Annotated in this window: 22 protein-coding genes; 6 read left to right on the top strand and 16 right to left on the bottom strand. The window is 61.5% G+C overall.

Annotated elements, in window-relative coordinates:
* Window positions 1–2 precede the first annotated feature (2 nt).
* Together tsaE and AB5I78_RS03060 are read right to left on the bottom strand one after the other, a co-directional pair.
* Complete coding sequence (gene tsaE, locus AB5I78_RS03065) at window positions 3–473, bottom strand: tRNA (adenosine(37)-N6)-threonylcarbamoyltransferase complex ATPase subunit type 1 TsaE (RefSeq protein WP_369301570.1); 471 nt, start codon at window positions 471–473, stop codon at window positions 3–5.
* Window positions 461–1321, bottom strand: a complete 861-nt coding sequence (locus AB5I78_RS03060) for an NAD(P)H-hydrate dehydratase (protein WP_369301572.1) — start codon at window positions 1319–1321, stop codon at window positions 461–463. Before AB5I78_RS03060 ends, tsaE begins: the two co-directional genes overlap by 13 nt.
* Window positions 1322–1384: 63 nt before the next feature.
* Between AB5I78_RS03060 and queG the strand changes: the two genes are divergently transcribed.
* On the top strand, window positions 1385–2449 hold the full coding sequence (gene queG, locus AB5I78_RS03055) for a tRNA epoxyqueuosine(34) reductase QueG (protein WP_369301573.1): 1065 nt from the start codon (window positions 1385–1387) through the stop codon (window positions 2447–2449).
* Here queG and AB5I78_RS03050 read toward each other — a convergent pair.
* Window positions 2446–3063 carry a trimeric intracellular cation channel family protein gene (locus AB5I78_RS03050; protein ID WP_177410090.1) on the bottom strand — a complete coding sequence of 206 codons (618 nt, stop codon included), beginning with the start codon at window positions 3061–3063 and terminating at the stop codon, window positions 2446–2448. The two genes, queG and AB5I78_RS03050, sit on opposite strands and share 4 nt — an antisense overlap.
* Before the next feature lie 181 nt (window positions 3064–3244).
* Window positions 3245–3787, bottom strand: a complete 543-nt coding sequence (gene orn / locus AB5I78_RS03045) for an oligoribonuclease (RefSeq protein ID WP_124416282.1) — start codon at window positions 3785–3787, stop codon at window positions 3245–3247.
* Window positions 3788–3895: 108 nt separating this feature from the next.
* On the opposite strand from orn, the gene rsgA reads away from it, so the two are divergent.
* Entirely contained in the window at window positions 3896–4927 is a 1032-nt protein-coding gene (gene rsgA / locus AB5I78_RS03040; protein WP_262208748.1) for a small ribosomal subunit biogenesis GTPase RsgA, read from the top strand.
* Between the two features lie 165 nt (window positions 4928–5092).
* On the opposite strand, the gene motB is transcribed toward rsgA, so the two are convergent.
* Both motB and motA read right to left on the bottom strand, forming a co-directional pair.
* The gene (gene motB / locus AB5I78_RS03035; RefSeq protein WP_262209708.1) at window positions 5093–6109 is read right to left on the bottom strand and encodes a flagellar motor protein MotB; all 1017 of its coding nucleotides are present in this window, start codon (window positions 6107–6109) and stop codon (window positions 5093–5095) included.
* A gap of 3 nt (window positions 6110–6112) precedes the next feature.
* Window positions 6113–6964: a flagellar motor stator protein MotA gene (motA, locus tag AB5I78_RS03030; RefSeq protein WP_017138472.1), complete on the bottom strand. Its 852-nt coding sequence runs from the start codon at window positions 6962–6964 to the stop codon at window positions 6113–6115.
* A 166-nt stretch (window positions 6965–7130) separates the two neighbouring features.
* On the opposite strand from motA, the gene AB5I78_RS03025 reads away from it, so the two are divergent.
* From AB5I78_RS03025 to asd, 3 genes are read left to right on the top strand one after another with little or no spacing between them, the layout of a single operon-like run.
* Window positions 7131–8666: an HDOD domain-containing protein gene (locus AB5I78_RS03025; RefSeq protein ID WP_369301574.1), complete on the top strand. Its 1536-nt coding sequence runs from the start codon at window positions 7131–7133 to the stop codon at window positions 8664–8666.
* A gap of 57 nt (window positions 8667–8723) precedes the next feature.
* The gene (locus AB5I78_RS03020; protein ID WP_242198946.1) at window positions 8724–9539 is read left to right on the top strand and encodes a rhodanese-like domain-containing protein; all 816 of its coding nucleotides are present in this window, start codon (window positions 8724–8726) and stop codon (window positions 9537–9539) included.
* Window positions 9540–9555: 16 nt separating this feature from the next.
* Entirely contained in the window at window positions 9556–10416 is an 861-nt protein-coding gene (asd, locus tag AB5I78_RS03015; RefSeq protein ID WP_106577614.1) for an archaetidylserine decarboxylase, read from the top strand.
* Window positions 10417–10539: 123 nt separating this feature from the next.
* Here asd and serB read toward each other — a convergent pair whose 3' ends face one another.
* Window positions 10540–11754, bottom strand: a complete 1215-nt coding sequence (gene serB / locus AB5I78_RS03010) for a phosphoserine phosphatase SerB (RefSeq protein WP_145160137.1) — start codon at window positions 11752–11754, stop codon at window positions 10540–10542.
* Window positions 11755–11888: 134 nt separating this feature from the next.
* Here serB and AB5I78_RS03005 point away from each other — a divergent pair, with 134 nt between their 5' ends.
* Window positions 11889–13421 carry an AhpA/YtjB family protein gene (locus tag AB5I78_RS03005; RefSeq protein ID WP_369301576.1) on the top strand — a complete coding sequence of 511 codons (1533 nt, stop codon included), beginning with the start codon at window positions 11889–11891 and terminating at the stop codon, window positions 13419–13421.
* A gap of 209 nt (window positions 13422–13630) precedes the next feature.
* Here AB5I78_RS03005 and AB5I78_RS03000 read toward each other — a convergent pair whose 3' ends face one another.
* The 9 genes from AB5I78_RS03000 to AB5I78_RS02960 all read right to left on the bottom strand — a co-directional run bounded on the left by AB5I78_RS03000 (window position 13631) and on the right by AB5I78_RS02960 (window position 23023).
* The gene (locus AB5I78_RS03000; protein ID WP_145160133.1) at window positions 13631–14338 is read right to left on the bottom strand and encodes a membrane integrity-associated transporter subunit PqiC; all 708 of its coding nucleotides are present in this window, start codon (window positions 14336–14338) and stop codon (window positions 13631–13633) included.
* 176 nt (window positions 14339–14514) lie between these two features.
* Window positions 14515–16779 (bottom strand): DNA topoisomerase IV subunit A, encoded by a 2265-nt coding sequence (parC, locus tag AB5I78_RS02995; protein ID WP_106577610.1) that lies wholly within the window; start codon window positions 16777–16779, stop codon window positions 14515–14517.
* 10 nt (window positions 16780–16789) lie between these two features.
* On the bottom strand, window positions 16790–17311 hold the full coding sequence (locus tag AB5I78_RS02990; RefSeq protein ID WP_119737939.1) for a TIGR02281 family clan AA aspartic protease: 522 nt from the start codon (window positions 17309–17311) through the stop codon (window positions 16790–16792).
* Window positions 17308–18303, bottom strand: a complete 996-nt coding sequence (locus tag AB5I78_RS02985; protein ID WP_369301578.1) for an esterase-like activity of phytase family protein — start codon at window positions 18301–18303, stop codon at window positions 17308–17310. The genes AB5I78_RS02990 and AB5I78_RS02985 overlap by 4 nt, the downstream gene beginning before the upstream one ends.
* Window positions 18303–20207, bottom strand: coding sequence for a DNA topoisomerase IV subunit B (gene parE, locus AB5I78_RS02980; protein WP_145160125.1), 1905 nt, complete (start codon window positions 20205–20207; stop codon window positions 18303–18305). The genes AB5I78_RS02985 and parE overlap by 1 nt, the downstream gene beginning before the upstream one ends.
* Before the next feature lie 44 nt (window positions 20208–20251).
* The gene (locus tag AB5I78_RS02975; RefSeq protein ID WP_145160123.1) at window positions 20252–20860 is read right to left on the bottom strand and encodes a YqiA/YcfP family alpha/beta fold hydrolase; all 609 of its coding nucleotides are present in this window, start codon (window positions 20858–20860) and stop codon (window positions 20252–20254) included.
* A gap of 204 nt (window positions 20861–21064) precedes the next feature.
* Window positions 21065–21880, bottom strand: a complete 816-nt coding sequence (gene cpdA / locus AB5I78_RS02970) for a 3',5'-cyclic-AMP phosphodiesterase (protein ID WP_369301579.1) — start codon at window positions 21878–21880, stop codon at window positions 21065–21067.
* An 85-nt stretch (window positions 21881–21965) separates the two neighbouring features.
* Window positions 21966–22415, bottom strand: coding sequence for a DUF1249 domain-containing protein (locus tag AB5I78_RS02965; RefSeq protein WP_003209507.1), 450 nt, complete (start codon window positions 22413–22415; stop codon window positions 21966–21968).
* Window positions 22406–23023 carry an NUDIX domain-containing protein gene (locus AB5I78_RS02960; RefSeq protein ID WP_145160119.1) on the bottom strand — a complete coding sequence of 206 codons (618 nt, stop codon included), beginning with the start codon at window positions 23021–23023 and terminating at the stop codon, window positions 22406–22408. The genes AB5I78_RS02965 and AB5I78_RS02960 overlap by 10 nt, the downstream gene beginning before the upstream one ends.
* Between the last annotated feature and the right edge of the window lie 73 nt (window positions 23024–23096).

Below are 23096 nucleotides of genomic sequence, written 5' to 3'. Positions count from 1 at the left end.
TTTTATTTGAATTCCAGTGCCAGAGCGGCGCACCACGACTCACCGCGCGCGCTCTGGGGCAACAACTTCAGCTGACGTCCGTGGTCATGCGGCGTAATGGTAATGGTCAGGTCCGGCTTTGGCAAAAAGCCTGTGCCTTTATCTGGCCACTCGATCAGGCACAAAGCGTCTTCGTCGAAGTAATCACGGATACCCATGTATTCCAGTTCTTCCGGATCGACCAGACGATACAGGTCGAAATGGAAGGCGCGAACCCTACCGATCTCGTAGGGTTCGACCAGGGTGAACGTCGGGCTTTTTACCGCGCCCGTGTGGCCCAACCCGCGAATAATGCCGCGTGACAGCGTGGTCTTGCCCGCCCCCAGGTCGCCTTCGAGAAAGATCAGCCCCGCGCCGTTCGTGACTTGGGCAATGCGATTTCCGAACGCAACCATGGCGTCTTCATCGCTCAGAAAAAGCGTTACTTCAGACACGGTGACTGCTCCTCCAGCAATTGACGAATGGCAGGTATCAGGTCGCTGGCAGCCAGCCCGCGACCGAAAGTGCCCTGGCGATCCCCCGCCGTGGCGTGCAACCACACCGCCAGGCAGCTGGCTTCATAAGCCGGCATGCCCTGGGCCAGCAACGCGCCGACCAGGCCACTCAGCACATCGCCCAGGCCCGCCGTGGCCATCGCCGGGTGGCCCTGGTCACAGCGCGAAACACGCCCGTCCGGGCTGGCAATCAAACTGCCAGCACCCTTGAGAATAGCCACTGCATTGAATTTCTGGCTCAACGCGCGCGCCACCTTAAGGCGATCGGCCTGAACCTGGGCTGTCTTCATGCCCATCAAGCGCGCTGCTTCGCCAGGATGTGGCGTGATCACCGAGTTGGCCGGCAGGCTGACGCTGCCGGTAGCCAGTTGATTCAAGGCGTCCGCATCCCAGACTTGCGCCTGTTTGGCGTTGGCGGCGACGGATAACAGGCTTTTGCCCCAGGACGCCTCTGCGAGGCCTGGACCGATAACAATCACCGAAATTTTTTCCAGCAGCCCCATCAACTGATTGGCCGAACTCACGCCAACCGTCATGACTTCCGGCAGGCGCGCCAGTGCGGCGGGGACGTGCTCAGGGCGGGTGGCCAGCGAGACCATGCCCGCGCCGCTGCGCAAGGCGCTTTCGGCGCTGAGCAGCGCGGCGCCGCCAAAGCCGTGGTCGCCGCCGATGACCAGCAGGTGACCGAACTGGCCTTTATGGGCATCCGGGGAGCGTGCAGCCAGTTGCGGCAAATGGCCGTGCAACAGCGGCTGTACGTCGGTTATTGCGTGTTTTGTCTGCGGCATGCGTCTTCAAGCTCCGATGTCTGGCAGAATTATACCTATCTCACCTGCGGTTTCCCTTGTCTCATGCCTGCCATCACCACCGATTTGCCCGCCCTTGCCCAATCGATCAAAGACTGGAGCCGCGAGCTGGGCTTTCAACAAGTCGGCATCAGCGGCCTGGACCTGGCCGAGCATGAACAGCACCTGCAGCGCTGGCTCGACGCGGGCTACCACGGCGAGATGGACTACATGGGCGCCCATGGCAGCAAGCGCTCGCACCCCGATGAACTGGTGCCGGGCACGCTGCGCGTGGTCTCGCTGCGCATGGATTATCTGCCAGGCGACACCCAAATGGCGCAGTTGCTGGCCAAGCCAGAAAAAGCCTACATATCCCGTTACGCCCTCGGCCGCGACTACCACAAGCTGATCCGCAAGCGCGTGCAGCAACTGGCCGATCGCATTCAGGCCCAGATCGGCCCGTTTGGCTTTCGCGCGTTTGTCGACAGCGCGCCGGTGCTGGAAAAAGCCATCGCCGAGCAGGCCGGTCTCGGCTGGATCGGCAAAAACACCCTGGTGCTCAATCGCAAGGCCGGCAGCTATTTCTTCCTCAGCGAGCTGTTTGTCGATTTGCCACTGCCGGTAGATCCGCCTCACACCACCGAGCACTGCGGCCGCTGCACTGCTTGCCTGGATATCTGCCCCACCAACGCGTTTGTCGGTCCCTATGTACTGGACGCACGACGCTGCATTTCCTACCTCACCATCGAGCTCAAAAGCTCGATTCCAGAAGACCTGCGCCCGCTGATCGGCAACCGCGTGTTCGGTTGCGATGACTGTCAGATCGTTTGCCCGTGGAATCGTTTCGCCCGACCTACCACCGAAGGCGATTTCAAGCCTCGGCACAATCTGGATAACGCCGAGCTGGCCGAACTGTTTATGTGGGACGAGGATAAATTCCTCAGCAGCACCGAAGGCTCGCCACTACGCCGCGCCGGCTACGAGCGCTGGCTGCGCAACCTGGCCGTGGGCCTGGGCAATGCGCCGTCGAGCATTCCAGTGCTTGAAGCCTTGAAGGCGCGCCGGGATTACCCTTCGGACTTGGTGCGCGAACACGTCGAGTGGGCGCTCAACCAGCACGCTACGCGCTAGTGCACGTCGTCGTTGTAGACGAACTTGGGCATTTCCCAGTGAAAACGGATGGCCAGCAGGCGCAACAGAAAGCCGCTGAACAAGGTCAGCAGAATCGCTTGCTCGCTGGGCAACTGCAGATAAAGGCAGAGCATGTAGAACCAGGCGGCAAGGAACGACACGCTGGCGTACAGCTCGCGGCGGAAGATCAGCGGGATGTCGTTGCAGAAAATATCCCGCAGGATGCCGCCGAATACGCCAGTGATCACGCCGCTGACCGACGCCACCAACATGCCGTGGCCCATTTCCAGGGCGGTCATGCAGCCGATCAAGGTGAACGCCACCAGGCCCACGGCGTCCAGCGCCAGGAACAGTGAACGCAGGTGGCGCATCAACGGAGCAATAAAGATCGTCACCAAGGCAGCGATGGAGGTCAGCACCAGGTATTCCGGGTGTTTGACCCAGGTCAACGGGTAATGCCCAAGCAACACATCGCGCACCGAACCACCGCCCAATGCCGTGACGCAAGCAATCAGCACCACCCCAAACCAGTCCATGCCACGCCGCCCGGCGGACAGCGCGCCGGTCATGGCTTCGGCGGTGATGGCGATGAGGTAGAGCATCAACAGCATGATGGCGATCCTTGCAATGAGGCGCGCAGTCTAATCATTTGGTGATGGCACCAAAAGGGGGCGCCAGGCGAAAGACCGCGTCAACAGCATCGCAGGCAAGCCAGCTCCCACACTTGAATGTATTCACACATCAAAATGTGGGTGCTGGCTTGCCTGCGATGGCGCCGGGCTAGGCGCCACAGATTCAAGCCTTGATGAAATGCTTACGGTAATGCTGCAGCTCAGCAATCGACTCACGAATGTCATCCAGCGCCAAATGCGTGCTGCCTTTATGGAAGCTGTCTTTGACTTCCGGCGCCCAGCGCGCGGCCAGCTCTTTGAGCGTCGACACATCCAGGTTGCGGTAGTGGAAGTAGCTTTCCAGCGCTTTCATGTGCGTATAAAGGAAGCGGCGGTCCTGGCAGATGCTGTTGCCGCAGATGGGCGACTTGCCCTTGGGCACCCATTTTTCCAGGAAGGCGATGGTTTCAGCTTCGGCGTCGCGCATGCTGATGCGGCTGTCTCGCACGCGCTGGGTCAGGCCGGAGTTGCCGTGGGTGCGCGTGTTCCATTCATCCATGGTGGCGAGTACGGCGTCGCTGTGGTGAATGGCGATCACCGGACCTTCGGCCAAGGTGTTGAGATTGCTGTCGGTGACAATCGTCGCCATCTCGATGATGACGTCGGTGTCGGGGTTCAGACCGGTCATTTCCAGATCGATCCAAATCAGGTTCTGTGGGTTTTGCATGGCTTGATTCTCTTGGCACCTTGGCGTAGCTGCGCAGTTTAGCAGGCAGGGGCGTGCTAGACTCGCGACCGTTTTACCTAACTTTTGCATTATCGACACGGAACACCCATGGCCAAACGCCAGCTCAATCGTCGCCAAAACTGGCGCATCGAAAAGATCCAAGGTGAACGCGCAGCGCGCGCCGCCAAACGTGAATCCTCCGCCGTAGAGGCGCTCGAGGGCGGCGACCTGGGCCCCGAACAGACGGGCCTGGTGATCGCGCACTTTGGTGTGCAGGTCGAAGTCGAGGCGCTGGAAGGCGAACTCGCAGGCTCTGTTTCCCGCTGCCACTTGCGCGCCAACCTGCCTGCGCTGGTGACCGGCGACAAGGTCGTGTGGCGCGCCGGCAACCAGGGGATCGGCGTGATCGTCGCCCAGTTGCCCCGCACTACTGAATTGCGTCGCCCTGACAGCCGCGGCCAGCTCAAGCCGGTGGCCGCCAACGTCGACATGATCGTGATCGTGTTCGCGCCGCTGCCCGAGCCGCATGCCAATCTGATCGACCGTTACCTGGTCGCGGCCGAGCATGCCGGCATTCGCCCGCTGTTGCTGCTGAACAAATTCGACTTGATCGACGAGCAAAACGCCCCGGCGCTCAACGCGCTGCTGGCGGTCTACCGCACGCTGGGTTACCCGGTGCTGGAAGTCTCGGCGCATCACGGCAATGGCATGGAACAGCTGCAACAGCAGTTGGACGGGCGCATCAGTGTGTTCGTCGGCCAGTCGGGCGTGGGCAAGTCGTCGCTGGTCAACAGCTTGCTGCCAGAAGTCGACACACGCGTGGGCCCGCTGTCGGAGCTGTCCGGCCAGGGCACCCACACCACCACCACCGCGCGGTTGTTCCACTTCCCCGGCGGCGGCGAACTGATCGACTCCCCAGGCATCCGTGAATTCGGCCTCGGCCACGTCAGCCGTGCCGATGTGGAAGCGGGTTTCATCGAGTTCAACGACCTGATCGGCACCTGCCGCTTCCGCGACTGCAAACACGACCGCGAGCCGGGCTGTGCACTGCTCAAGGCGCTGGAAGATGGTCGCGTACAGCAGCAGCGCATGAACAGCTATCGGTCGATTATTGCGAGCTTGCCCGAGAGCAGTTACTGACCCGTTGTGGCGAGCCCGCTTGTTGTGGCGAGCGGGCTCGGCCCGCGTTGGGCTGCGAAGCAGCCCAAAACCTACACCCTCGGTTTGTCTGACAAGGTGCAGTGAGTGTGCTGGGGCTGCTGCGCAGCCCAACGCGGGGCAAGCCCGCTCGCCACAATCGCTCTGTTACGACCCAGGCGCCGTAGGATCTTTCACCCCACCATCATCAAACAGGTTCAGCTTCTGCCGCAGCTCGTGGGCCGGCAGCGGCTCCTGCCCTGGCGGAATCGCGTTCGGGTCGGCCGGCACTTCGCCCGGTGCGCCCTCGCCTTGGGCCGGTGCCGCCGGCGCTGCGCCCTGATCGCCTTCGATCGCACGCTGGGCCTTTTTGGTCAGCACGACAATATCAATCCGACGGTTGATCGGGTTGAACGGGTCTTTAGGATCAAACAGCTGCGACGACGCAAAACCCACTACGCGCGCCACTTGCGGGTCCGGGTAGCTGCCCGCTACCAGCGCACGGCGGGCGGCGTTGGCGCGGTTGGCCGAGAGTTCCCAGTTGCCGAAGTCACCCTGGCCCGCATACGGCTTGGCGTCGGTGTGGCCGCTGATGCTGATCTTGTTCGGCACCGCCTTGATGGTGTCAGCCATGGCCAGCAGGATGTCTTCAAAGTACGGTTTCAGGCGCGCGCTGCCGGAGTCGAACATCGGCCGGTTGGCGGCGTCGGTGATCTGGATGCGTAAGCCTTCCGGCGTGATCTCGAAAGAAATCTGATCCTTGAACTTCAGCAACTGCGGGTTCTCTTCAACCTTGGTCTGCAGTTCCTGCAGCAACAACTCCAGGCGTTCCTGCTCGACCTGCTCGGCCATCGATTCGACGGTGTCGCGCTCGATCGGGATTTTTTCCTGGGGCGCTTCGGTCTTGACCTCCGGGTTGATGGTGCGCTCAGGCGCCAGCTGCGGCGAGCCGCCCAGGTCAATCACAAACGGTGTGCCGCTTTCCGAAAAGCCAATCGGGTCTTTGAAGTAACCGGCGATGGCGATCTTCTGTTCGGGCGTGGCGGTGGACATCAGCCACAGCACCAGGAAGAACGCCATCATCGCCGTGGCAAAGTCGGCGAAGGCGATTTTCCAGGCGCCGCCATGGTGCCCCGCAGCGAAGCGCTTGACGCGCTTGATGATTATCGGCTGGTTGTTTTCCATGACTTAGCGACCGCGAACCGCTTGTTCCAGCTCGGCAAAACTTGGGCGATGTTTCGGGTACAGCACCTTGCGCCCGAACTCCACTGCCAGCGATGGCGGCATGCCGGACGCCGAAGCCACCAGGCAGGCCTTGATCGCTTCGTACAAATTCACTTCTTCCTTGGCATCGTGCGCCAGGGAAGTGGCCAGTGGGCCGAAGAAGCCGTAAGCGGCGAGAATACCGAAGAAGGTACCCACCAGGGCCGCGCCCACGTGCATGCCGATGGCCTTCTGGTCGCCTTCGCCCAGGGAAGCCATGGTCACCACGATGCCGAGTACCGCCGCGACGATACCGAAACCGGGCATGCCGTCGGCAACGCCGGTCACGGCGTGGGACGGATGCTCCAGCTCTTCCTTAAGGCTGAACAGCTCCATGTCGAACAGGCCTTCCAACTCGTGCGGCGCCATGTTGCCGGAGGACATGATGCGCAGGTAATCGCAGATGTAGGCGGTCATGCGCTCATCTTTGAGCACCGCCGGGTACTTGGCGAAAATCGGGCTGGCGGCGGCGTCTTCGATGTCGCCCTCGATGGCCATCATGCCTTCGCGACGACTCTTGTTGAGGATCTCGTAAATCAACCCCAGCACTTCCAAATAAAAGGTGTGGGAAAAGCGCGAGCTGAACATGCCCAGCGACTTCTTGATCACGTGCATGGTCATGTAGCCGGGGTTGGCCTGCAGGAATGCGCCAAACGCGGCACCGCCGATGATCAACACTTCGAAGGGCTGGATCAGCGCGGCAATTTTACCGTGGGACAGGACGTACCCACCGAGCACACTTGCGATGACGACGATGATGCCGATAATTTTAGCCATAGGAGATTGGTACTTGCGCCGTCGGGTTCATGGACATATTGGGTGAAGCTGAAAACTCTTGTTCTACTTATCGGCAAAACTGCGCCAGACTATAGCCCGTTAAGGCGAAAAGCCAATTCGGCCCGTTCCGGGCGTGTAGAACGCAAGTGATGATCGCGCCCCAATCATGGCTAATGAAACGACAGCTCCAACGACAAAACCCACTACCCTCGCGGCTTGGATAAAGCGCCTGGACGATGTGCTGCTGCCTGTTCCTCAGGCTAGTCACGAACGCGTGTGCAAGGCCATCCGCGATAGCCGTAGTTCTTTACGGGATATTGCCGAGCTGATGCAACACAGCCCGGCGCTGGTGCTCAGCGTGATGCGCGAGGCGAACGGCCAGGCCCATGGCAGCCTGTCAGGGCCGGCGGAAAACCTCGAAGTGGCGCTCAACCGCCTCGGCCTCAAACGCGCCGAGGAGTTGTTGGCGCGCCTGCCCTCGGTGCCGGAAAAAGACATTCCGGTGGCCCTGCGCCAACTGCTGCTGGTGAGCCAGCACGCTTCCCAGCAAGCCAACGGTTTGTTCGCCAGCCGCCTCGCGCGGTTGTGGCAAGACATTCATTGGGGCAGCCTGCTGTTTCTGTCGCCGCTGTGGCCGATGGCCGTCGCCTACCCCAAGCTTCTGGAAGAATGGGAACTGCGGGTGATCCACAAAGGCCAGTCGGCACACAAGGTCGAACAGGCATTGTTCGGCGTGCGCCTGCTGGACTTGTGCCGCGGCTTGACCGAAGCCTGGCACCTGCCGATCTGGGTCTCCCAAGGCTACAGCCTGCTGCTGACCGAACAGCGCTTGCTGGTCAAGGCGCTGCACATCGCCCGTGAAGACGACGCGCTGCGCCAACAGCAATTGCTCGACGCCGAACCCAACCTGCGCCGCTGGCTGAACCAGCCGGCCAACACTGTGCTGCTGGCCAACGGCCTGGCGATGTCGGCGCAGGAATCCTGGACCTGCCCGCACACCGAGCGCTGGCAGTACCTCACCGCGCTGTACCTGCAAGAGCCGCTGAGTGACGTGCAGCAGCAGGTTCACCAGCAAGCGGTGACCAGCGCACGCACGACCTTGATGCCTGACCTCTGGCACCCGGCGTTGTCGCTGATCTGGCCGTGGCATGTGCAGAAGATCCATCGCGGCCTGTTGCCGGCGCCGCCGCCCACTGCCGAAGCACTCGCCGTGTGGCGCAAGCGTTGCACCGAGCTGCTGGTCGAACCGAGCCGTTTTGCCAATGCCATGCACCTGACCACCTGTGCCCGAGAAGCCTTGGTCGCCAGTGGCATGCAGCGCGTCTTGTTGTTCATGGCGGACCGCGCCTTGAGCACCTTGCGCGTGCACCAGGCCGACGGCTTGCCCAAGGACGCGGCGAACCTGAGCCTGGATGTGGTCAACAGCACGCTGCTGCAGCGCCTGCTGGAAAAGTCTGCCCAGGTACGCCTCACGCCAGACAATCACGCACAGTTCTCAGCCTTGCTGCCGCCGATCCTGCGCCGCCTGTTCAATGGCGAACACCTGTTGCTGCGTTCCTTGAGCTGCAACGGCAAGGTCGTGATGCTGATGGTCGCCGATCAGGGCGGCGGGCCGTTCTCGGAAACCACCGTGCAGGCCTTCGGCAAAACCGCTCAATGCATCGAGAAAGCGCTGCACAGCTTTACCAACCGCAGCGCTTGATGCTTGCGCTACAATCGCCCTCTTTTATCGCCAACAATTGTGCCCAGGAGACCTCACATGCCTGACTTCTCTGGCTTGCCGCTGGTGATCGAGTCCAGCGACCTGCTCGGTCAACTGGATGCCGAACACCTGATTCTGGTGGACCTCACCAGTGCCGCCCGCTACGCCGAAGGGCATATCCCCGGTGCGCATTTCGTTGACCCCAAGCGCACCCAACTGGGCCAGGCGCCCGCACCCGGTTTGCTGCCGCCCAAGGCCGACCTCGAAAAACTGTTCGGCGAACTGGGCCACACCCCGGATGCCACCTACGTGGTCTACGACGACGAAGGCGGCGGCTGGGCCGGGCGCTTCATCTGGATGCTCGACGTGATCGGCCACCAGAAATACCACTACCTGGACGGCGGCCTGCTGGCCTGGCTGGAAGAGAAATACCCAGTTTCCACCGAAGTGCCCGCCCCCGTCGGCGGCCCTGTCAGCCTCACGCTGCATGACGGCCCCACGGCCACTCGCGAATACTTGCAAAGCCGACTCGGCGCGGCCGACCTGGGTATCTGGGATGCCCGCGGCCCGCTGGAATATTCCGGCGAGAAAGTGCTCGCCGCCAAGGGCGGACACATCCCCGGCGCCGTGAACTTCGAATGGACCGCCGGCATGGATAAGGCGCGCAACCTGCGCATCCGTCGCGACATGCCGCAGATCCTCGAAGACCTCGGGTTGACCAAAGACAAAGAAATCATCACCCACTGCCAGACTCACCACCGCTCTGGCTTCACCTACCTGGTGGCCAAGGCGCTCGGTTATCCGCGAGTCAAAGGTTATGCCGGTTCCTGGGGCGAATGGGGCAACCACCCCGACACCCCCGTTGAGATTTAAGGTTTAAGGACAGTTAATGAAAAAGCAGTTGTTTATCCTCAGCCAGTACTTGCTGCCGCACCACTTGCTCTCGCGACTGGCCGGCTGCATCGCCGAGTGCCGCGTGCGCTGGTTCAAGAACGCCTTCACCGCCTGGTTCGCCAAGCGCTACCAGGTGGACATGTCCCAAGCCCTGGTTGAAGACTTGACCGCCTACGAGCATTTCAACGCCTTCTTCACCCGCGCCTTGAAAGACGGCGCGCGCCCGCTGGATCAAACCCCAGGCGCGGTACTCAGCCCGGCCGACGGCGCCGTCAGCCAGCTTGGCCCAATCGAACACGGCCGTGTGTTCCAGGCCAAGGGCCACAGCTTCAGCGTGCTGGAATTGCTGGGCGGCGATGCAGCATTGGCTGCACCGTTTATGGGCGGTGATTTCGCCACTATTTATCTGTCGCCAAAGGACTACCACCGCGTGCATATGCCGCTGGCCGGTACGCTTCGCGAGATGGTCTACGTGCCGGGGCGGATTTTCTCGGTCAACCAGACCACCGCCGAAAACGTGCCTGAGCTGTTTGCCCGTAATGAACGTGTTGTCTGCCTGTTCGACACCGAACGCGGCCCGATGGCTGTAGTGTTGGTAGGTGCGATGATCGTCGCGTCGATTGAAACCGTATGGGCCGGGCTGGTGACGCCGCCAAAACGCGAGCTGAAAACCTTCCGCTACGACGAGGCTGCACGCGCACCGATTCACTTGGAGAAAGGCGCGGAGCTGGGCCGCTTCAAGCTGGGTTCGACTGCAATTGTGCTGTTCGGGCCGGATCAGGTTAAGTGGGCTGAAGAACTGGTGGCGGGTACGCCGGTGCAGATGGGCCAAGGCATCGCCGCTCCTAAAGCCTGACACCGAACCCCATGTGGGAGGGGGCTTGCCCCCGATAGCTGTTTTTCAGTCAACTCATCTGGTGACTGACTCATCGCAATCGGGGGCAAGCCCCCTCCCACATTTTTAACTAGGTTTTGCCAGTTACAACTGACCGTCGCGGTCGCGCAAGCCCAGCAGGTACAACACGCCATCCAACCCCAACGTCGAGATCGCCTGCTTGGCCGATTGCTTGACCAGCGGCTTGGCGCGGAACGCCACACCCAAGCCGGCAATCGCCAGCATCGGCAAGTCATTGGCGCCGTCACCGACCGCAATGGTCTGTTCCAGACGCAAACCTTCCTTATGGGCCAATTCCCTCAGCAGATCCGCCTTGCGCTGCGCGTCGACAATCGGCTCCACCGCCACGCCCGTCACCTTGCCATCCACCACTTCCAGCTCGTTGGCGAACACATAGTCGATGCCCAGCTTGGCCTGCAGTTGCTTGGCGAAGTAGGTAAAGCCGCCCGATAGAATCGCAGTTTTGTAGCCCAGGCGCTTGAGTTCGGCGAACAAGGTTTCGGCGCCTTCGGTCAGGCGCAGCGAGGCGCCGATCGAGTCCAGCACACCCACATCCAGGCCTTTGAGCAGCGCCAGGCGCTCCTTGAAGCTGGCACGGAAATCCAGCTCACCGGCCATGGCGCGCTCGGTGATTTCAGACACTTGCTCGCCCACACCGGCAGCCTTGGCCAACTCGTCGATGACTTCGGCTTCAATCAGCGTGGAGTCCATGTCGAACACCGCCAGGCGGCGGTTACGGCGGAACAGCGAGTCTTCCTGGAAGGCGATGTCGACATTCAGCTCCTGAGCCACGCTCAAAAACTCGGCGCGCAGCGCCTGTGGATCCGCCGGTTCGCCGCGCACGGAAAACTCGATGCAGCCCTTGCCCTTGTCGGCTGGCGTATCGAGCGGCATGCGACCCGACAGACGGTCGATATGATCAATATTCAGCCCGTACTGGGCAGTAATCGAGCTGACGCGCTGCAACTGCTCGGCGGTGACCTTGCGAGTCAGCAGCGTCACGATGTGGCGTTTTTTGCCCTGGCCGTCGACCCAGTGCTGGTAGTCGGCTTCGGAGACCGGGGTGAAACGCACCTGCTGATCGAGCTTATACGCCGTAAACAGGATGTCCTTGAGCACCGACGAAGCCTGTTCGGTACTCGGGATTTCCACGAGGATGCCGAACGACAGGGTGTCGTGGATCACCGCCTGGCCGATGTCGAGAATGTTCACACCACCCTGGGCCAGCACACCGGTAATGGCTGCGGTGAGACCCGGTCGGTCAACACCTGTGATGTTTATCAGGACAATTTCGCGCAAAGCGCACCCCCAGGCTGGAAAAAAACCGCATTCTACCCACTTTCAGTGACCATCGGGCACAGCCAGCGCTTTGCCGGTCCCAGGCCTGTCGCTATACTGCGCGTCAACTTCACGGACTAAAGAGCCGAGCTCAAGTGAACCGGCCTACGCCAGTAAAAACCGATAACTTCTTCCTGCTGATCTTCCGGGCACTGCGCCACCGCCGTGTACCGATCGCATTACGCATCGCCAGCCATAACGTGATCCTGGTCGCTCTGGCCCTGGTGATCTATGCCTGCGTGATGGGCTTGCAGTTCAAGCAGGCCATGCACGAGCAAGCCGACGCCCTGGGCGAGAGCCTGACCACTCAGACCGCCACGTCGGCGACTGAGCTGCTGGTGTCCAACGACATCCTCAGCCTCAACGTGCTGCTCAACAACCTGACCAAGAACCCGCTGGTGGCCCACGCCGCGATCTACAGCGTGGACAACCGGATCATGGCCGAAGCCGGGCAACGCCCGAAAAACGGCCTGCTGGGTGAAGCCGAAGGTTTGTATTCGAGCAACATCACGTTTCAGGATGTGAAGGCCGGCCAACTGCGCATCAGCCTGGACATGCAGCAATTCCAGCAGCCGATGACCATCAGCCTGCAAAGCATGGGCATTCTCAGTGCGATTCTGTTGGCATTGGCCTTGGCCTTGAGCTTGCGCCTGGGCCGGCATATCTCCACGCCGCTGATGCAGCTGCGCATCTGGCTGCGCGATATTGACGAACACACCCCGGCCACCGATCGCCAGGATGAAATCGGCGACCTCGCCCGCCAGCTTCACGCCAGCTTCGCTCCAGAACCGGTAGTGCCCGAGGTCGAACCCGAGCCCGAGTACGACGATACCGATTACGACGACGAACCCGAGTTTGAAGTGCGCGACCTGCGTGATCCGGGCTTTGACGAAAGTGCCCCGGTGGCAGGCCTCAAGCCCGCGCCCCGCCAGGTCATCAAGGCTGAGGAAGATGAACTGGATGATGAAGACCCGTTCTCCGACCTGCGCGATACCTCGGCCGCCACCCCGGCGGTTGCGCCTAAGCCTGAACCGGTGAAGAACGCCGAGCCTCAGCACAGCGCCGTATTGGCCGTGCAACTGGGCGCCCAGGACCAACTGCGCCGCCTGCCCCGCGCCCGCCTGACGGAATTGCTGGAACGCTACCGCGACTGCCTGGACCAGGCCGCCTCGCTGTATCAGAGCGAGCTGCACACCCTGAACGACGGCAGCACGCTGATGCTGTTCCACAGCGAAGACAGCGGCGAAGATTACCTGACCAACGCTATTTGCTGCGGCGAGTTGTTGCGCGCACTGGGCCATGCTCTGCAGATCGAAGTGGCCGACAGCGGCATCACCTTGCAACTGCAGCTTGGTTTGACCGTGGGCGATGATCTGTTTGGCATGAGCCAGATCGACCTGCTGCTGACTGAAATCGCCCAGGATGCGCTGGCCTTGTCGCAACACAGCCGCAACCTGCTGCTGGTGGAGCGCAAGATCAGCGAAGACACGCTGATTCGCCAACGCGCGCGTATCCGCCCGATTGCCAGCCCTGAAGGCGCCAGCTGTGTGGAACGCTTGATGGAGCCGTATCCGTCGATGCTGGAGCGGCAGTTGGCGCGGATGCATGAGACCCGTACCAAGTCCTGAGGAACACCGCCAAGCCCACTGAGAGCAGTGGGCTTGTGTGGGTGCGGGTTTGCTCGCGAAGGCGGTGTGTCAGTCGCCAGACTTATCGACTGATCCAACGCATTCGCGGGCAAGCCCGCTCCCACAGTTGATCTTCAGCATGGCTCGAATCGCAGACAAACAAAAAGGCCCGCTGAATAAGCGGGCCTTTTGTTTGTCTGCGATTCAGATCAGAACCTGAACACTTCCATGTCCGTACGAATCGGCGTAGCCATCGGCATCTTCGGCTTTTCCGGCGCTGCGGGCTTGGCCTGAGCCGGGGCTTGCTTGCGCGGTGCCTCGGCAATCGGCGGCTGGTTGGCCAATGGCTTGAGCGCCACCGACAACTGCTGCGCCAGATGCTGCAACAACACGCCCTGGGCCTGGACCTGGGACGCGGTGGTGCCGCTGTGTTCTTCCTGCAAATGCACGATGCGGTTGTCGCGCACCTGGCCACGGCGGTCGATCAGACGCCACTGCGCGTCGAGGATGGCCGGCTGCGAGGCGCCCGAGTCGAGCCGCGTAATGGTCAGCAACACCTGCACATCCGGAGTAAAGCCGGTTGGCGCAGGCGCGAGCACTACACGCTGACTGTCCAGATGACCGGCCACCTGGCGCAACATCAGCTGGTTGATGTCGGACGACAAGCTGCCCGCCCAACGGCCGTCAGTGGAACCTTGCAGGCTGCCATCGTTCTGACGTTGCAGCAGGGTTTCGCGTTGCAGGTAATCGGCAACGACTACCGGGCCAAGCAATACGGCCATGCCAGCGGTTTGCGCCGGCTGAGCTGGACTTCCGCTGTCCAGCTGGTACAGCGACACCGGTTGGTGCGTGCTGCAACCCGCCAGCCCCAAAAGGCCAGCGAGCATCAAAAATAAAGGAAGGCGTGGAGCAGTCATCATCCCATCCAGGTGGCTGCCACAAGGCGAACCACAATGTAATACTAAAAATAACCTAAATACGCTCGGCCACGCCGGCGCTGGAAAGGCCATATCATCCGTGAATATGCTCCATGACTCCAGCGCGAAAGCGCCGATCTACGCGTTAAATCGTAGATCGAGGGCTCTAATACGCCTTAAACCGGCGTTTCGACCAACAAAGCATCCACTCGCTGGAAGCCCCGCGGCAGTTTGTTACCGCGCCGCCCACGCTCACCCTTGTAATGTTCCAGGTCGTCAGCACGTAGCGACAGCGTGCGTTTGCCAGCCTGAAGCACCAGGGTAGAGCCTTCCGGGATCACGGCAATGTCGGTCACGTACTCTTCGCGACTGGCCACCCGCTCCCCGGGAATCCCAATAATCTTGTTGCCCTTGCCTTTACCCAGCTGCGGCAAGTCACTGATCTTGAACACCAGCAGACGCCCTTCGGTGGTCACCGACGCCAGCCAGTTGCTCTCGCGGTCTTCCACTGTGCGCGGCAGGATCACCTTGGCGTTGTTGGGCAAGCTCAACAACGCCTTGCCCGCCTTGTTCTTGGCCTGCAGGTCTTCACCCTTGACCACAAAACCGTATCCCGCGTCGGAAGCGATCACGTACAGCGAATCATCGTCCGGCAGCAGCACGCATTCGAAACTCGCCCCCGGTGGCGGTGTGAGTCGCCCGGTCAGAGGCTCGCCCTGGCCACGCGCTGAAGGCAACGTGTGCGCCGGCACCGAGTAACTGCGCCCGGTGGAATCGATGAACACTGCAAATTGGTTGGAACGCCCGGCAGCCGCGGTCTTGAAGCCATCACCGGCCTTGTACGAGAGCCCGGTAGCGTCAATATCATGCCCTTTGGCAGAGCGAACCCAACCCTTTTCCGACAGAACGACGGTAATTTTCTCGTTAGGCAACAGCTCGGTTTCTGTCAGAGCTTTCGCTTCTGCGCGCTCTACGATCGGCGAGCGACGGTCATCACCATAGGTTTCGGCATCTTTGATCAGTTCGCTACGCACCAGCTTCTTGAGCTTGGCTTCGCTGCCCAACAGCGCTTGCAGCTTGGCTTGTTCCTTGAGCAGTGCATCCTGCTCGTCGCGCAACTTCATCTCTTCCAGGCGCGCCAACTGACGCAGGCGGGTGTCGAGGATGTAGTCGGCCTGGATCTCGCTCAGCTCGAAACGCGCGATCAGTTCGGCTTTCGGGTGCTCGGCGGTACGAATGATGTGGATCACTTCGTCCAGGTTGAGATAAGCAATCAGCAAGCCGTCCAACAGGTGCAGGCGACGCTCGACCTTGTCGAGGCGAAATTGCAGGCGGCGGCGCACGGTCTGTATGCGGAACTCCAGCCACTCCACCAGCAAGTTGCGCAGGTTCTTCAGCTGCGGCTTGCCGTCCAGGCCGATGATGTTGACGTTGACCCGGTAGCTCGACTCCAGGTCGGTACTGGCAAACAGGTGCTGCATCAGCACTTCGTGGTCGACCCGGCTGTTGGTCGGGATGATCACGATGCGGCATGGGTTCTCGTGGTCGGACTCGTCACGCAGGTCAGCGACTTGCGGCAATTTCGACGGTTTGGCCTGCATCAGCGCGGCGATCTGTTCCAGCACCTTGGCGCCGGACACCTGGTGCGGCAGCGCGGTGACAATAATGTCGCCGTCTTCGATGTGGTACACGGCGCGCATGCGTACCGAACCCTTGCCGGTTTCGTACATCTTCAGCAAGTCGGCGCGCGGTGTGATGATTTCCGCTTCGGTCGGGTAGTCCGGGCCCTGGATATGCTCGCAGAGCTGCTCGACCGTGGCCTTGGGTTCATCCAGCAAGCGTACGCAGGCGGTGGCGACTTCACGCAGGTTGTGCGGCGGCACGTCGGTGGCCATGCCGACCGCGATGCCGGTGGTGCCATTGAGCAGGATATTCGGCAAACGTGCCGGCAACACCAAGGGTTCGTCCAGGGTGCCGTCGAAGTTCGGGCCCCAGTTGGCGGTGCCCTGGCCCAACTCGCTGAGCAGCACTTCGGAGTAACGCGACAGGCGCGCTTCGGTGTATCGCATGGCCGCGAAGGACTTGGGATCATCCGGCGCACCCCAGTTACCCTGACCGTCCACCAGCGTGTAGCGGTAGCTGAACGGCTGGGCCATCAGCACCATGGCTTCGTAGCACGCCGAGTCGCCGTGCGGGTGGAACTTGCCGAGCACGTCGCCGACGGTACGCGCCGACTTCTTGTGCTTGGAATCAGCGTCCAGCCCCAACTCACTCATGGCGTAGATGATGCGCCGTTGTACCGGCTTCAGGCCGTCGCCGATATGCGGCAAGGCACGGTCCATGATCACGTACATGGAGTAGTTGAGGTAGGCATTTTCGGTGAAGTCAGCCAGCGACCGGCGTTCTACGCCGTCTAAGCTGTCTGCGAGGATGTCACTCATGCGGGCCTCATCATTGTTTGGTCTGGCGCAGCAGCAATGTGCCGCTGCGCTGGGTAAATTCAAGTTGTTTCAATGCACTCATGCCCAGCAGCACCTGTTCCCCGTCCAAGCCCGGCGCCACGATCGCGCGGACGTCCTGCAGGACGATATCGCCCAGCTTCAGGCGGTCGAGGTGGGTGCGGTAGCCCTGAACACGGCCGTTGGCGGTACTCAAGGTCACCGGCAGGCCACGTTTAAGCCCGAGGCGGTCGGCCAATTCGGCCGGCACCGCCACATCGGTCGCGCCGGTATCGAGCATAAACTCCACCGGCTGACCATTGATCTGGCCGCTGGCAACAAAATGCCCTTGGCCGTTGCCCAGCAATTTCACTTCGATGTAACCCTCGTGTTGCTGCGAGGTCACCACCGCATTGGGATTTTCCTGACGCGCTTCCCACTGCCCAAAAAACCGCGTAGCCAAAAACAGCCCGGCGCCCCATGCCACAAACATCAGCACACGTCCGGCGCGCTTGCCGGGCGGCTGCCCGCTCATGGCTGGGCGCTCCAGCCGCCGGCAGGCGCGGCGAAACGATAGACCACAGGGCGCTTTTCACCATCGGCACGCGGGCCAAAATTGTTGTCGATCCCCAGCCAGGCGCCCTCTGCATCCACCACCAGGGCTTCGGCCAGGCCGTAGGGCTGGGCATAGCGCCGTTTCGGCAGCAGGGTTTCGTCGGCAAACGACCAGCACAGCTCGACTTTGGCGGTGACCGCATCACGCCGGCAAATCTGGAACGCATTGCGCTCCAGGGTAAACAGCTTGCCGTCAAACAGCGCCAGGTCGGCAAAGTCCTTGGACACAGCCTTGGCGTTGGTGAACTGCGCCGGCTGCACTTCCTGGCCAGCCTCGCTCAACAACACACAGGGACCGTCACAATCCCATACGCTCTGCCCGCGCTTGATCGAGATTAAGCCACGCCGCTCACGCTCGGCCGCCAGCCAAATCTGATTACCGGCAGGATTCACCGCCAGGCCTTCGAACAACGCGTTGAAGTGCAGCAACATGCCACTGGCGCGGGCTTCACGCACCATGCCAGGGGCGATTTTCAACCACTCGGGGGCGCCCGCCATCGGCACTTGCAGCACCGCCGCATGGGCTTCGCTGACAATGTAGCGGTTGCCGGCGGCATCGCAGGTAATGCCTTCAAAATCGAGGTCGCCACCGCGGATGAATGACGCAGCCTTGGTGCGCGAGCGCAAACCCCAGGGCAAACCGGACTCGGGCACCGGCGGCACGTCAATCTTCACGGTTTCGGCCTGCCAGGTCGGTGCACTGATGTCGAGTCGGTAAATCTGATCGTCATCGCGATCGGACACCGTCCACAGCTCTTGGCCACATACCGCCAGGCCCGACAGGTTACCGCCACGCATGCCGTCCACCGGATGCTCGGATATCAGCTTCAGCTCAGCCACGGGCTCGGCGACCACTTGGGCCGCCGCCAACCCGCTCAACATCAGGATCGCCAGGGCGAAACCTGTGCGCATCAGCCCAAAACCTCGGCCAGGTTGCCTTTGGACTCCAGCCAGGCCTTGCGATCCGGCGCACGTTTTTTCGCCAGCAGCATGTCCATCATTTCCGACGTGCCGGCGAAGTCTTCCAGGGTCAACTGCACCAGGCGCCGCGTGTTCGGGTCCATGGTGGTTTCGCGCAGCTGCGGTGGGTTCATCTCACCCAGGCCTTTGAATCGCGTGACCTGTGGCTTGCCGCGTTTCTTCTCGGCGACCAGGCGGTCAAGGATGCCATCGCGCTCGGCTTCGTCCAGCGCGTAGAAAATCTCCTTGCCCAAATCGATACGGTACAGCGGCGGCATGGCAACGTAGACGTGACCGGCATCCACCAATGGGCGGAAGTGCTGGACGAACAGCGCGCACAGCAACGTGGCGATGTGCAAACCGTCGGAGTCGGCGTCGGCGAGGATGCAGATCTTGCCGTAGCGCAGCTGGCTCATGTCCGCCGCGCCTGGGTCGACGCCGATGGCCACGGCGATGTTGTGCACCTCTTGGCTGGCGAGGACTTCGCTGCCATCGACTTCCCAGGTGTTGAGGATCTTGCCGCGCAACGGCAGGATCGCTTGGAATTCCTTGTCCCGCGCTTGCTTGGCAGAGCCGCCGGCGGAGTCACCTTCGACCAGAAACAGCTCGGAACGCATTGGGTCCTGCCCGGCGCAATCGGCCAGCTTGCCCGGCAACGCCGGGCCCTGGGTGATGCGCTTGCGCTCGACCTTTTTGCTGGCCTTCAAACGGCGGCCGGCGTTATTGATCGCCAACTCCGCCAGGGCCAGGCCCAGCTCCGGGTGCTCGTTGAGCCACAGGCTGAACGCATCTTTGACCACGCCGGAGACAAACGCCGCCGCTTCACGCGACGACAGGCGTTCTTTGGTCTGACCGGAGAATTGCGGCTCCTGCATTTTCATCGACAGCACGAACGCGATGCGCTCCCACACGTCTTCCGGCGCCAGCTTCACGCCGCGTGGCAACAGGCTGCGGTATTCGCAGAATTCGCGCATGGCGTCCAGCAAACCCTGGCGCAAACCGTTGACGTGGGTGCCGCCCTGGGCGGTGGGGATCAGGTTGACGTAGCTTTCCTGCACGCTGTCGCCGCCTTCAGGCAACCACAGCAGCGCCCAGTCGACGGCTTCTTTATGACCGGCCAGGCTGCCGCAGAACGGCTCGTTGGGCAGGCGTTCGAAGTCGCTGACAGAGTCTTCGAGGTAGGAACGCAGGCCGTCTTCGTAATGCCACTCGACCTTCTCGCCGGTGCCTTTGTCTTCAAAGCTGACCAACAGGCCCGGGCACAGAACGGCCTTGGCCTTGAGCACATGCTTGAGGCGGCTGATGGAGAATTTGGGTGAATCGAAGTATTTCGGGTCCGGCGCGAAGTACACGCTGGTGCCGGTGTTGCGCTTGCCAACGCTGCCGATCACTTCCAGGTCGGTGGCTTTGTAGCCATCGGCGAAGGTCATCTGGTACTCGTTACCGTCGCGCTTGACCTTGACCCTGACCTGCGTGGACAGGGCGTTGACCACGGAAATACCCACACCGTGCAAGCCACCGGAAAACTGGTAGTTCTTGTTGGAGAACTTGCCGCCGGCGTGCAGCTTGGTGAGGATCAGCTCGACGCCCGACACACCCTCTTCGGGGTGGATGTCCACCGGCATGCCGCGACCATCGTCGGACACTTCCAGGGAATGGTCGGCGTGCAAGATGACTTGTACCGACTTGGCATGCCCGGCCAAGGCTTCGTCGACGCTGTTGTCGATGACTTCCTGGGCAAGGTGGTTCGGCCGGCTGGTGTCGGTGTACATGCCTGGGCGTTTACGCACCGGGTCGAGGCCCGAGAGGACTTCGATGGCGTCGGCGTTATAAGAGCTAGCGCTGGGAGTGGCCATGGGGTCTCGTCGTGAGTCGTTCGATTAAAAAGTAACCTGCGGCTTTACAGGGCTGCAAAGTCGAAGGATTGATACTGATCTGCACCAATGCCGGCAAAGCTCAACATCGCAGGCAGTTGCCGGGCGAACCCTTGGTAGCCATGGTCGCCACCGGCCTGGATGCGCAAGGCACAGGCCCGGTAATACTGTTGGGCGAGGCGATAATCCAGGGTTTCATCCCCGGTCTGCAACCACACCTGATAACGCGCGGCGTCCTGCGGGGCTGGCACTTCCAGTTCGGCCAGGGCCGCAACGTGGTCGTGGGTCAGCTCCCAGGTTTCATCGGTATAGAGGTTCTTCTGGGTCCCCAGGTAACCGTCAAACATCCGATGCGGGCTGACCGCCGGGTTGACCAGCAGCGCCTTGAGGCCATGGCGTTCGGCAAGATGGGTTGCATAGTAGCCGCCGAGTGAGCTGCCTACCAGCAGCGGCCGCCCCAGCTGCGCAATCGCGTCTTCCAATTGAGCAATTGCCTTGCGCGGGTGGTGATGCAGCGCCGGCACGCGCAATTGGTCGGCCAGGCCGAGGCTGTCCATCACGGCGATCAACTGGCTGGCCTTGTTGGAGGCTGGCGCACTGTTGAAACCGTGGATATATAAGATCGAAGCAGACATGCCGGGCTCTCCGTGCGTCAGCCAAAGAGGCGCAGTTTACAGGGATCGGGGTGGTGTGTGAGGCCCTCTATCTAAAGGACTCAGAAGATCCACTGTGGGAGCTGGCTTGCCTGCGATGGCGGTGTATCAGTCACACATTTATTAACCGGTATAGCGCAATCGCAGGCAAGCCAGCTCCCACATTTTGCTCAGTGTTCGCAGCCGTTAATAGCCGTTGCTGCCGTAATCGATGGTAAACGCGAAGCCTTCGACCCGCTCTACGCCGGTCTCCAACCGCCCGTCGGCGTGCAGGCGCAGCCAGCGGTAACCCGGCGCTTGCTCGCTGACCTTGAAGTCTTCGCTGCCCGGCGCGAACTGAATGCAGGTGGACGGCGACGCCAGCAAGCGCACCCCGTTGCGATCGCGGTCGATCTCCTGATGCACATGGCCCCAGAGCAGCGCCTTGACCTGCGGAAAGCGGTCGAGCACCGCAAACAAAGCCTCCGGGTTGCGCAGGCCAATGGGCTCCATCCACGCACAGCCGATGGGCACCGGATGATGGTGAAAACACACCAGATGATGACGGGCAGGCGCCTCGCTCAAGGCCTGGGCAAGCAATTGCAGTTGCTGATCCTGCAAGTAACCGGGCACTGAGCCTGGAACAGCCGAATCCAGCAAGGTGACGCGCCAGTTGCCGATGTCGACGACCGGTTCCAGCAAATCACTGTGTTCGGCGGCAAGGGCCATGATCTGCGGCTCGTCGTGATTGCCGGGAATCCAGCGCGCCGGCGCGTCGATCTGTCGGGTCAGGTCGCGAAACTGTTGATAGGACTCAAGCGTGCCGTCCTGGGACAGGTCGCCGGTGGCCAGCAGCAAATCGATCTGCGGCTGTTGCGAGCGCACCAACCCGATCACTCGCTGCAGGCTTTCGCGGGTGTTCATGCCCAGCAGCGTGCCATCGGCCTCGGCATACAGGTGGCTGTCGGACAGCTGCACCAGCAGCGCTGGCGCATCAGGGTTCACGGTGGATACGCTCGGCAAGGCGCTCTCCCAAGGCAATCACAGAAAAGGACAGGTGGGCGATTATGCTAGGGCAGGACGCAAAGAGGAAAGACGCAGTTCACATCTACCGCACGACTTCAAACTCATGGCCCAGGGCCAGGCAGTGGCTCAGCCATTCACCGAGGAACACATTGAGCTGTGCTTTCTCATCGGGTTGGTGCATGAACACGTTCGGGTAAGGATAGATGCTGCGAAAGCGTCGCGCATGTTCGGCGCTGATCACTTCGGCCATGCGCGCATCGTGGTAGACCTGCACCTCCAACTGCGGCACCGGCAGCCACGGCAGGCTGTGCTCCTGACGCACGCGCAGGGTGGTGGTGTACGGGCAGTTGACGATGACTTCAAGGGTCAGCACGCCAAGCATCTGGTCGCCGTGGGTCACGGCAATGCGCCGCGCCTCCGGGGTGTGGCGCATGTCGGGGAGCAAGCGCATCAGCCGCGCATAGTTGGCCTCGCAGGCGGCTTGCAACCCGATCAGGTCAACGCGATATCGTTCCCGTGCCTTTACTGCCATAACCCCCTCACTTCCGCGCGATTAAGCGCAAGCCATTGCAGGGCGATAATGCTGGCTGCGTTGGAAATTTTGCCGTCACGCACCGCTTGCAGGGCATCTTCGAAAGCCCAGGTGGTGACGCGGATATCTTCTGCCTCTTCTTCCAGTCCATGGACGCCACCGGCCCCGGTGCTGTCGCAACGGCCCAGGTACAAGTGGACAAATTCGGTACTGCCGCCGGGCGATGGGAAATATTTAGTAATCGGCCACAGCGCGGAGAATGTCAGCCCAGCTTCCTCCTCGGCTTCGCGGTGTGCAACCTCCTCCGGTTCTTCATCCTTGTCGATCAGGCCGGCAACCATTTCTATCAGCCACGGGTTGTCGGTACGGCCCATGGCGCCCACGCGGAATTGCTCGATCAGCACCACTTCATCGCGCTGCGGGTCGTAAGGCAACACGCACACCGCGTCATGCCGAACAAAGACTTCACGGTTGATCACCCGGCTCATGCCGCCGTCGAATTTCTCGTGGCGCAGTTGCACGCGATCAAGCTTGTAGAAGCCCTTGTAGGCATTGTCGCGCTGAACAATCTCGATTTTGTTCGGCGTCGATTTGGCAATGTCCGTCATATTCTTCCTCGTTTACGCGGGTGCAATTCGCGCCATCCTAACGCGCCCTTGCCACTTGATGCAGCCCCTTTCC

Origin of the sequence: Pseudomonas sp. N2-3-1-14 (assembly GCF_041228395.1) — a bacterium.
Taxonomy (GTDB): domain Bacteria; phylum Pseudomonadota; class Gammaproteobacteria; order Pseudomonadales; family Pseudomonadaceae; genus Aquipseudomonas.
This window is presented reverse-complemented; position numbering and strand designations above follow the sequence as displayed.

What these genes read in the sequence shown, in the direction of transcription:
- AB5I78_RS03020 (WP_242198946.1), top strand. Translation starts at nt 8,724, where the DNA reads ATGCCTGACTTCTCTGGCTTGCCGCTGGTGATCGAGTCCAGCGACCTG.
- parE (WP_145160125.1), bottom strand. Translation starts at nt 20,207, where the DNA reads ATGGCCACTCCCAGCGCTAGCTCTTATAACGCCGACGCCATCGAAGTC.
- motB (WP_262209708.1), bottom strand. Translation starts at nt 6,109, where the DNA reads ATGGAAAACAACCAGCCGATAATCATCAAGCGCGTCAAGCGCTTCGCT.
- orn (WP_124416282.1), bottom strand. Translation starts at nt 3,787, where the DNA reads ATGCAAAACCCACAGAACCTGATTTGGATCGATCTGGAAATGACCGGT.
- AB5I78_RS02990 (WP_119737939.1), bottom strand. Translation starts at nt 17,311, where the DNA reads ATGAGCGGGCAGCCGCCCGGCAAGCGCGCCGGACGTGTGCTGATGTTT.
- AB5I78_RS02975 (WP_145160123.1), bottom strand. Translation starts at nt 20,860, where the DNA reads ATGTCTGCTTCGATCTTATATATCCACGGTTTCAACAGTGCGCCAGCC.
- AB5I78_RS03000 (WP_145160133.1), bottom strand. Translation starts at nt 14,338, where the DNA reads ATGACTGCTCCACGCCTTCCTTTATTTTTGATGCTCGCTGGCCTTTTG.
- AB5I78_RS02985 (WP_369301578.1), bottom strand. Translation starts at nt 18,303, where the DNA reads ATGCGCACAGGTTTCGCCCTGGCGATCCTGATGTTGAGCGGGTTGGCG.
- rsgA (WP_262208748.1), top strand. Translation starts at nt 3,896, where the DNA reads ATGGCCAAACGCCAGCTCAATCGTCGCCAAAACTGGCGCATCGAAAAG.
- AB5I78_RS02965 (WP_003209507.1), bottom strand. Translation starts at nt 22,415, where the DNA reads ATGGCAGTAAAGGCACGGGAACGATATCGCGTTGACCTGATCGGGTTG.
- queG (WP_369301573.1), top strand. Translation starts at nt 1,385, where the DNA reads ATGCCTGCCATCACCACCGATTTGCCCGCCCTTGCCCAATCGATCAAA.
- AB5I78_RS02960 (WP_145160119.1), bottom strand. Translation starts at nt 23,023, where the DNA reads ATGACGGACATTGCCAAATCGACGCCGAACAAAATCGAGATTGTTCAG.
- parC (WP_106577610.1), bottom strand. Translation starts at nt 16,779, where the DNA reads ATGAGTGACATCCTCGCAGACAGCTTAGACGGCGTAGAACGCCGGTCG.
- AB5I78_RS03025 (WP_369301574.1), top strand. Translation starts at nt 7,131, where the DNA reads ATGGCTAATGAAACGACAGCTCCAACGACAAAACCCACTACCCTCGCG.
- motA (WP_017138472.1), bottom strand. Translation starts at nt 6,964, where the DNA reads ATGGCTAAAATTATCGGCATCATCGTCGTCATCGCAAGTGTGCTCGGT.
- AB5I78_RS03060 (WP_369301572.1), bottom strand. Translation starts at nt 1,321, where the DNA reads ATGCCGCAGACAAAACACGCAATAACCGACGTACAGCCGCTGTTGCAC.
- asd (WP_106577614.1), top strand. Translation starts at nt 9,556, where the DNA reads ATGAAAAAGCAGTTGTTTATCCTCAGCCAGTACTTGCTGCCGCACCAC.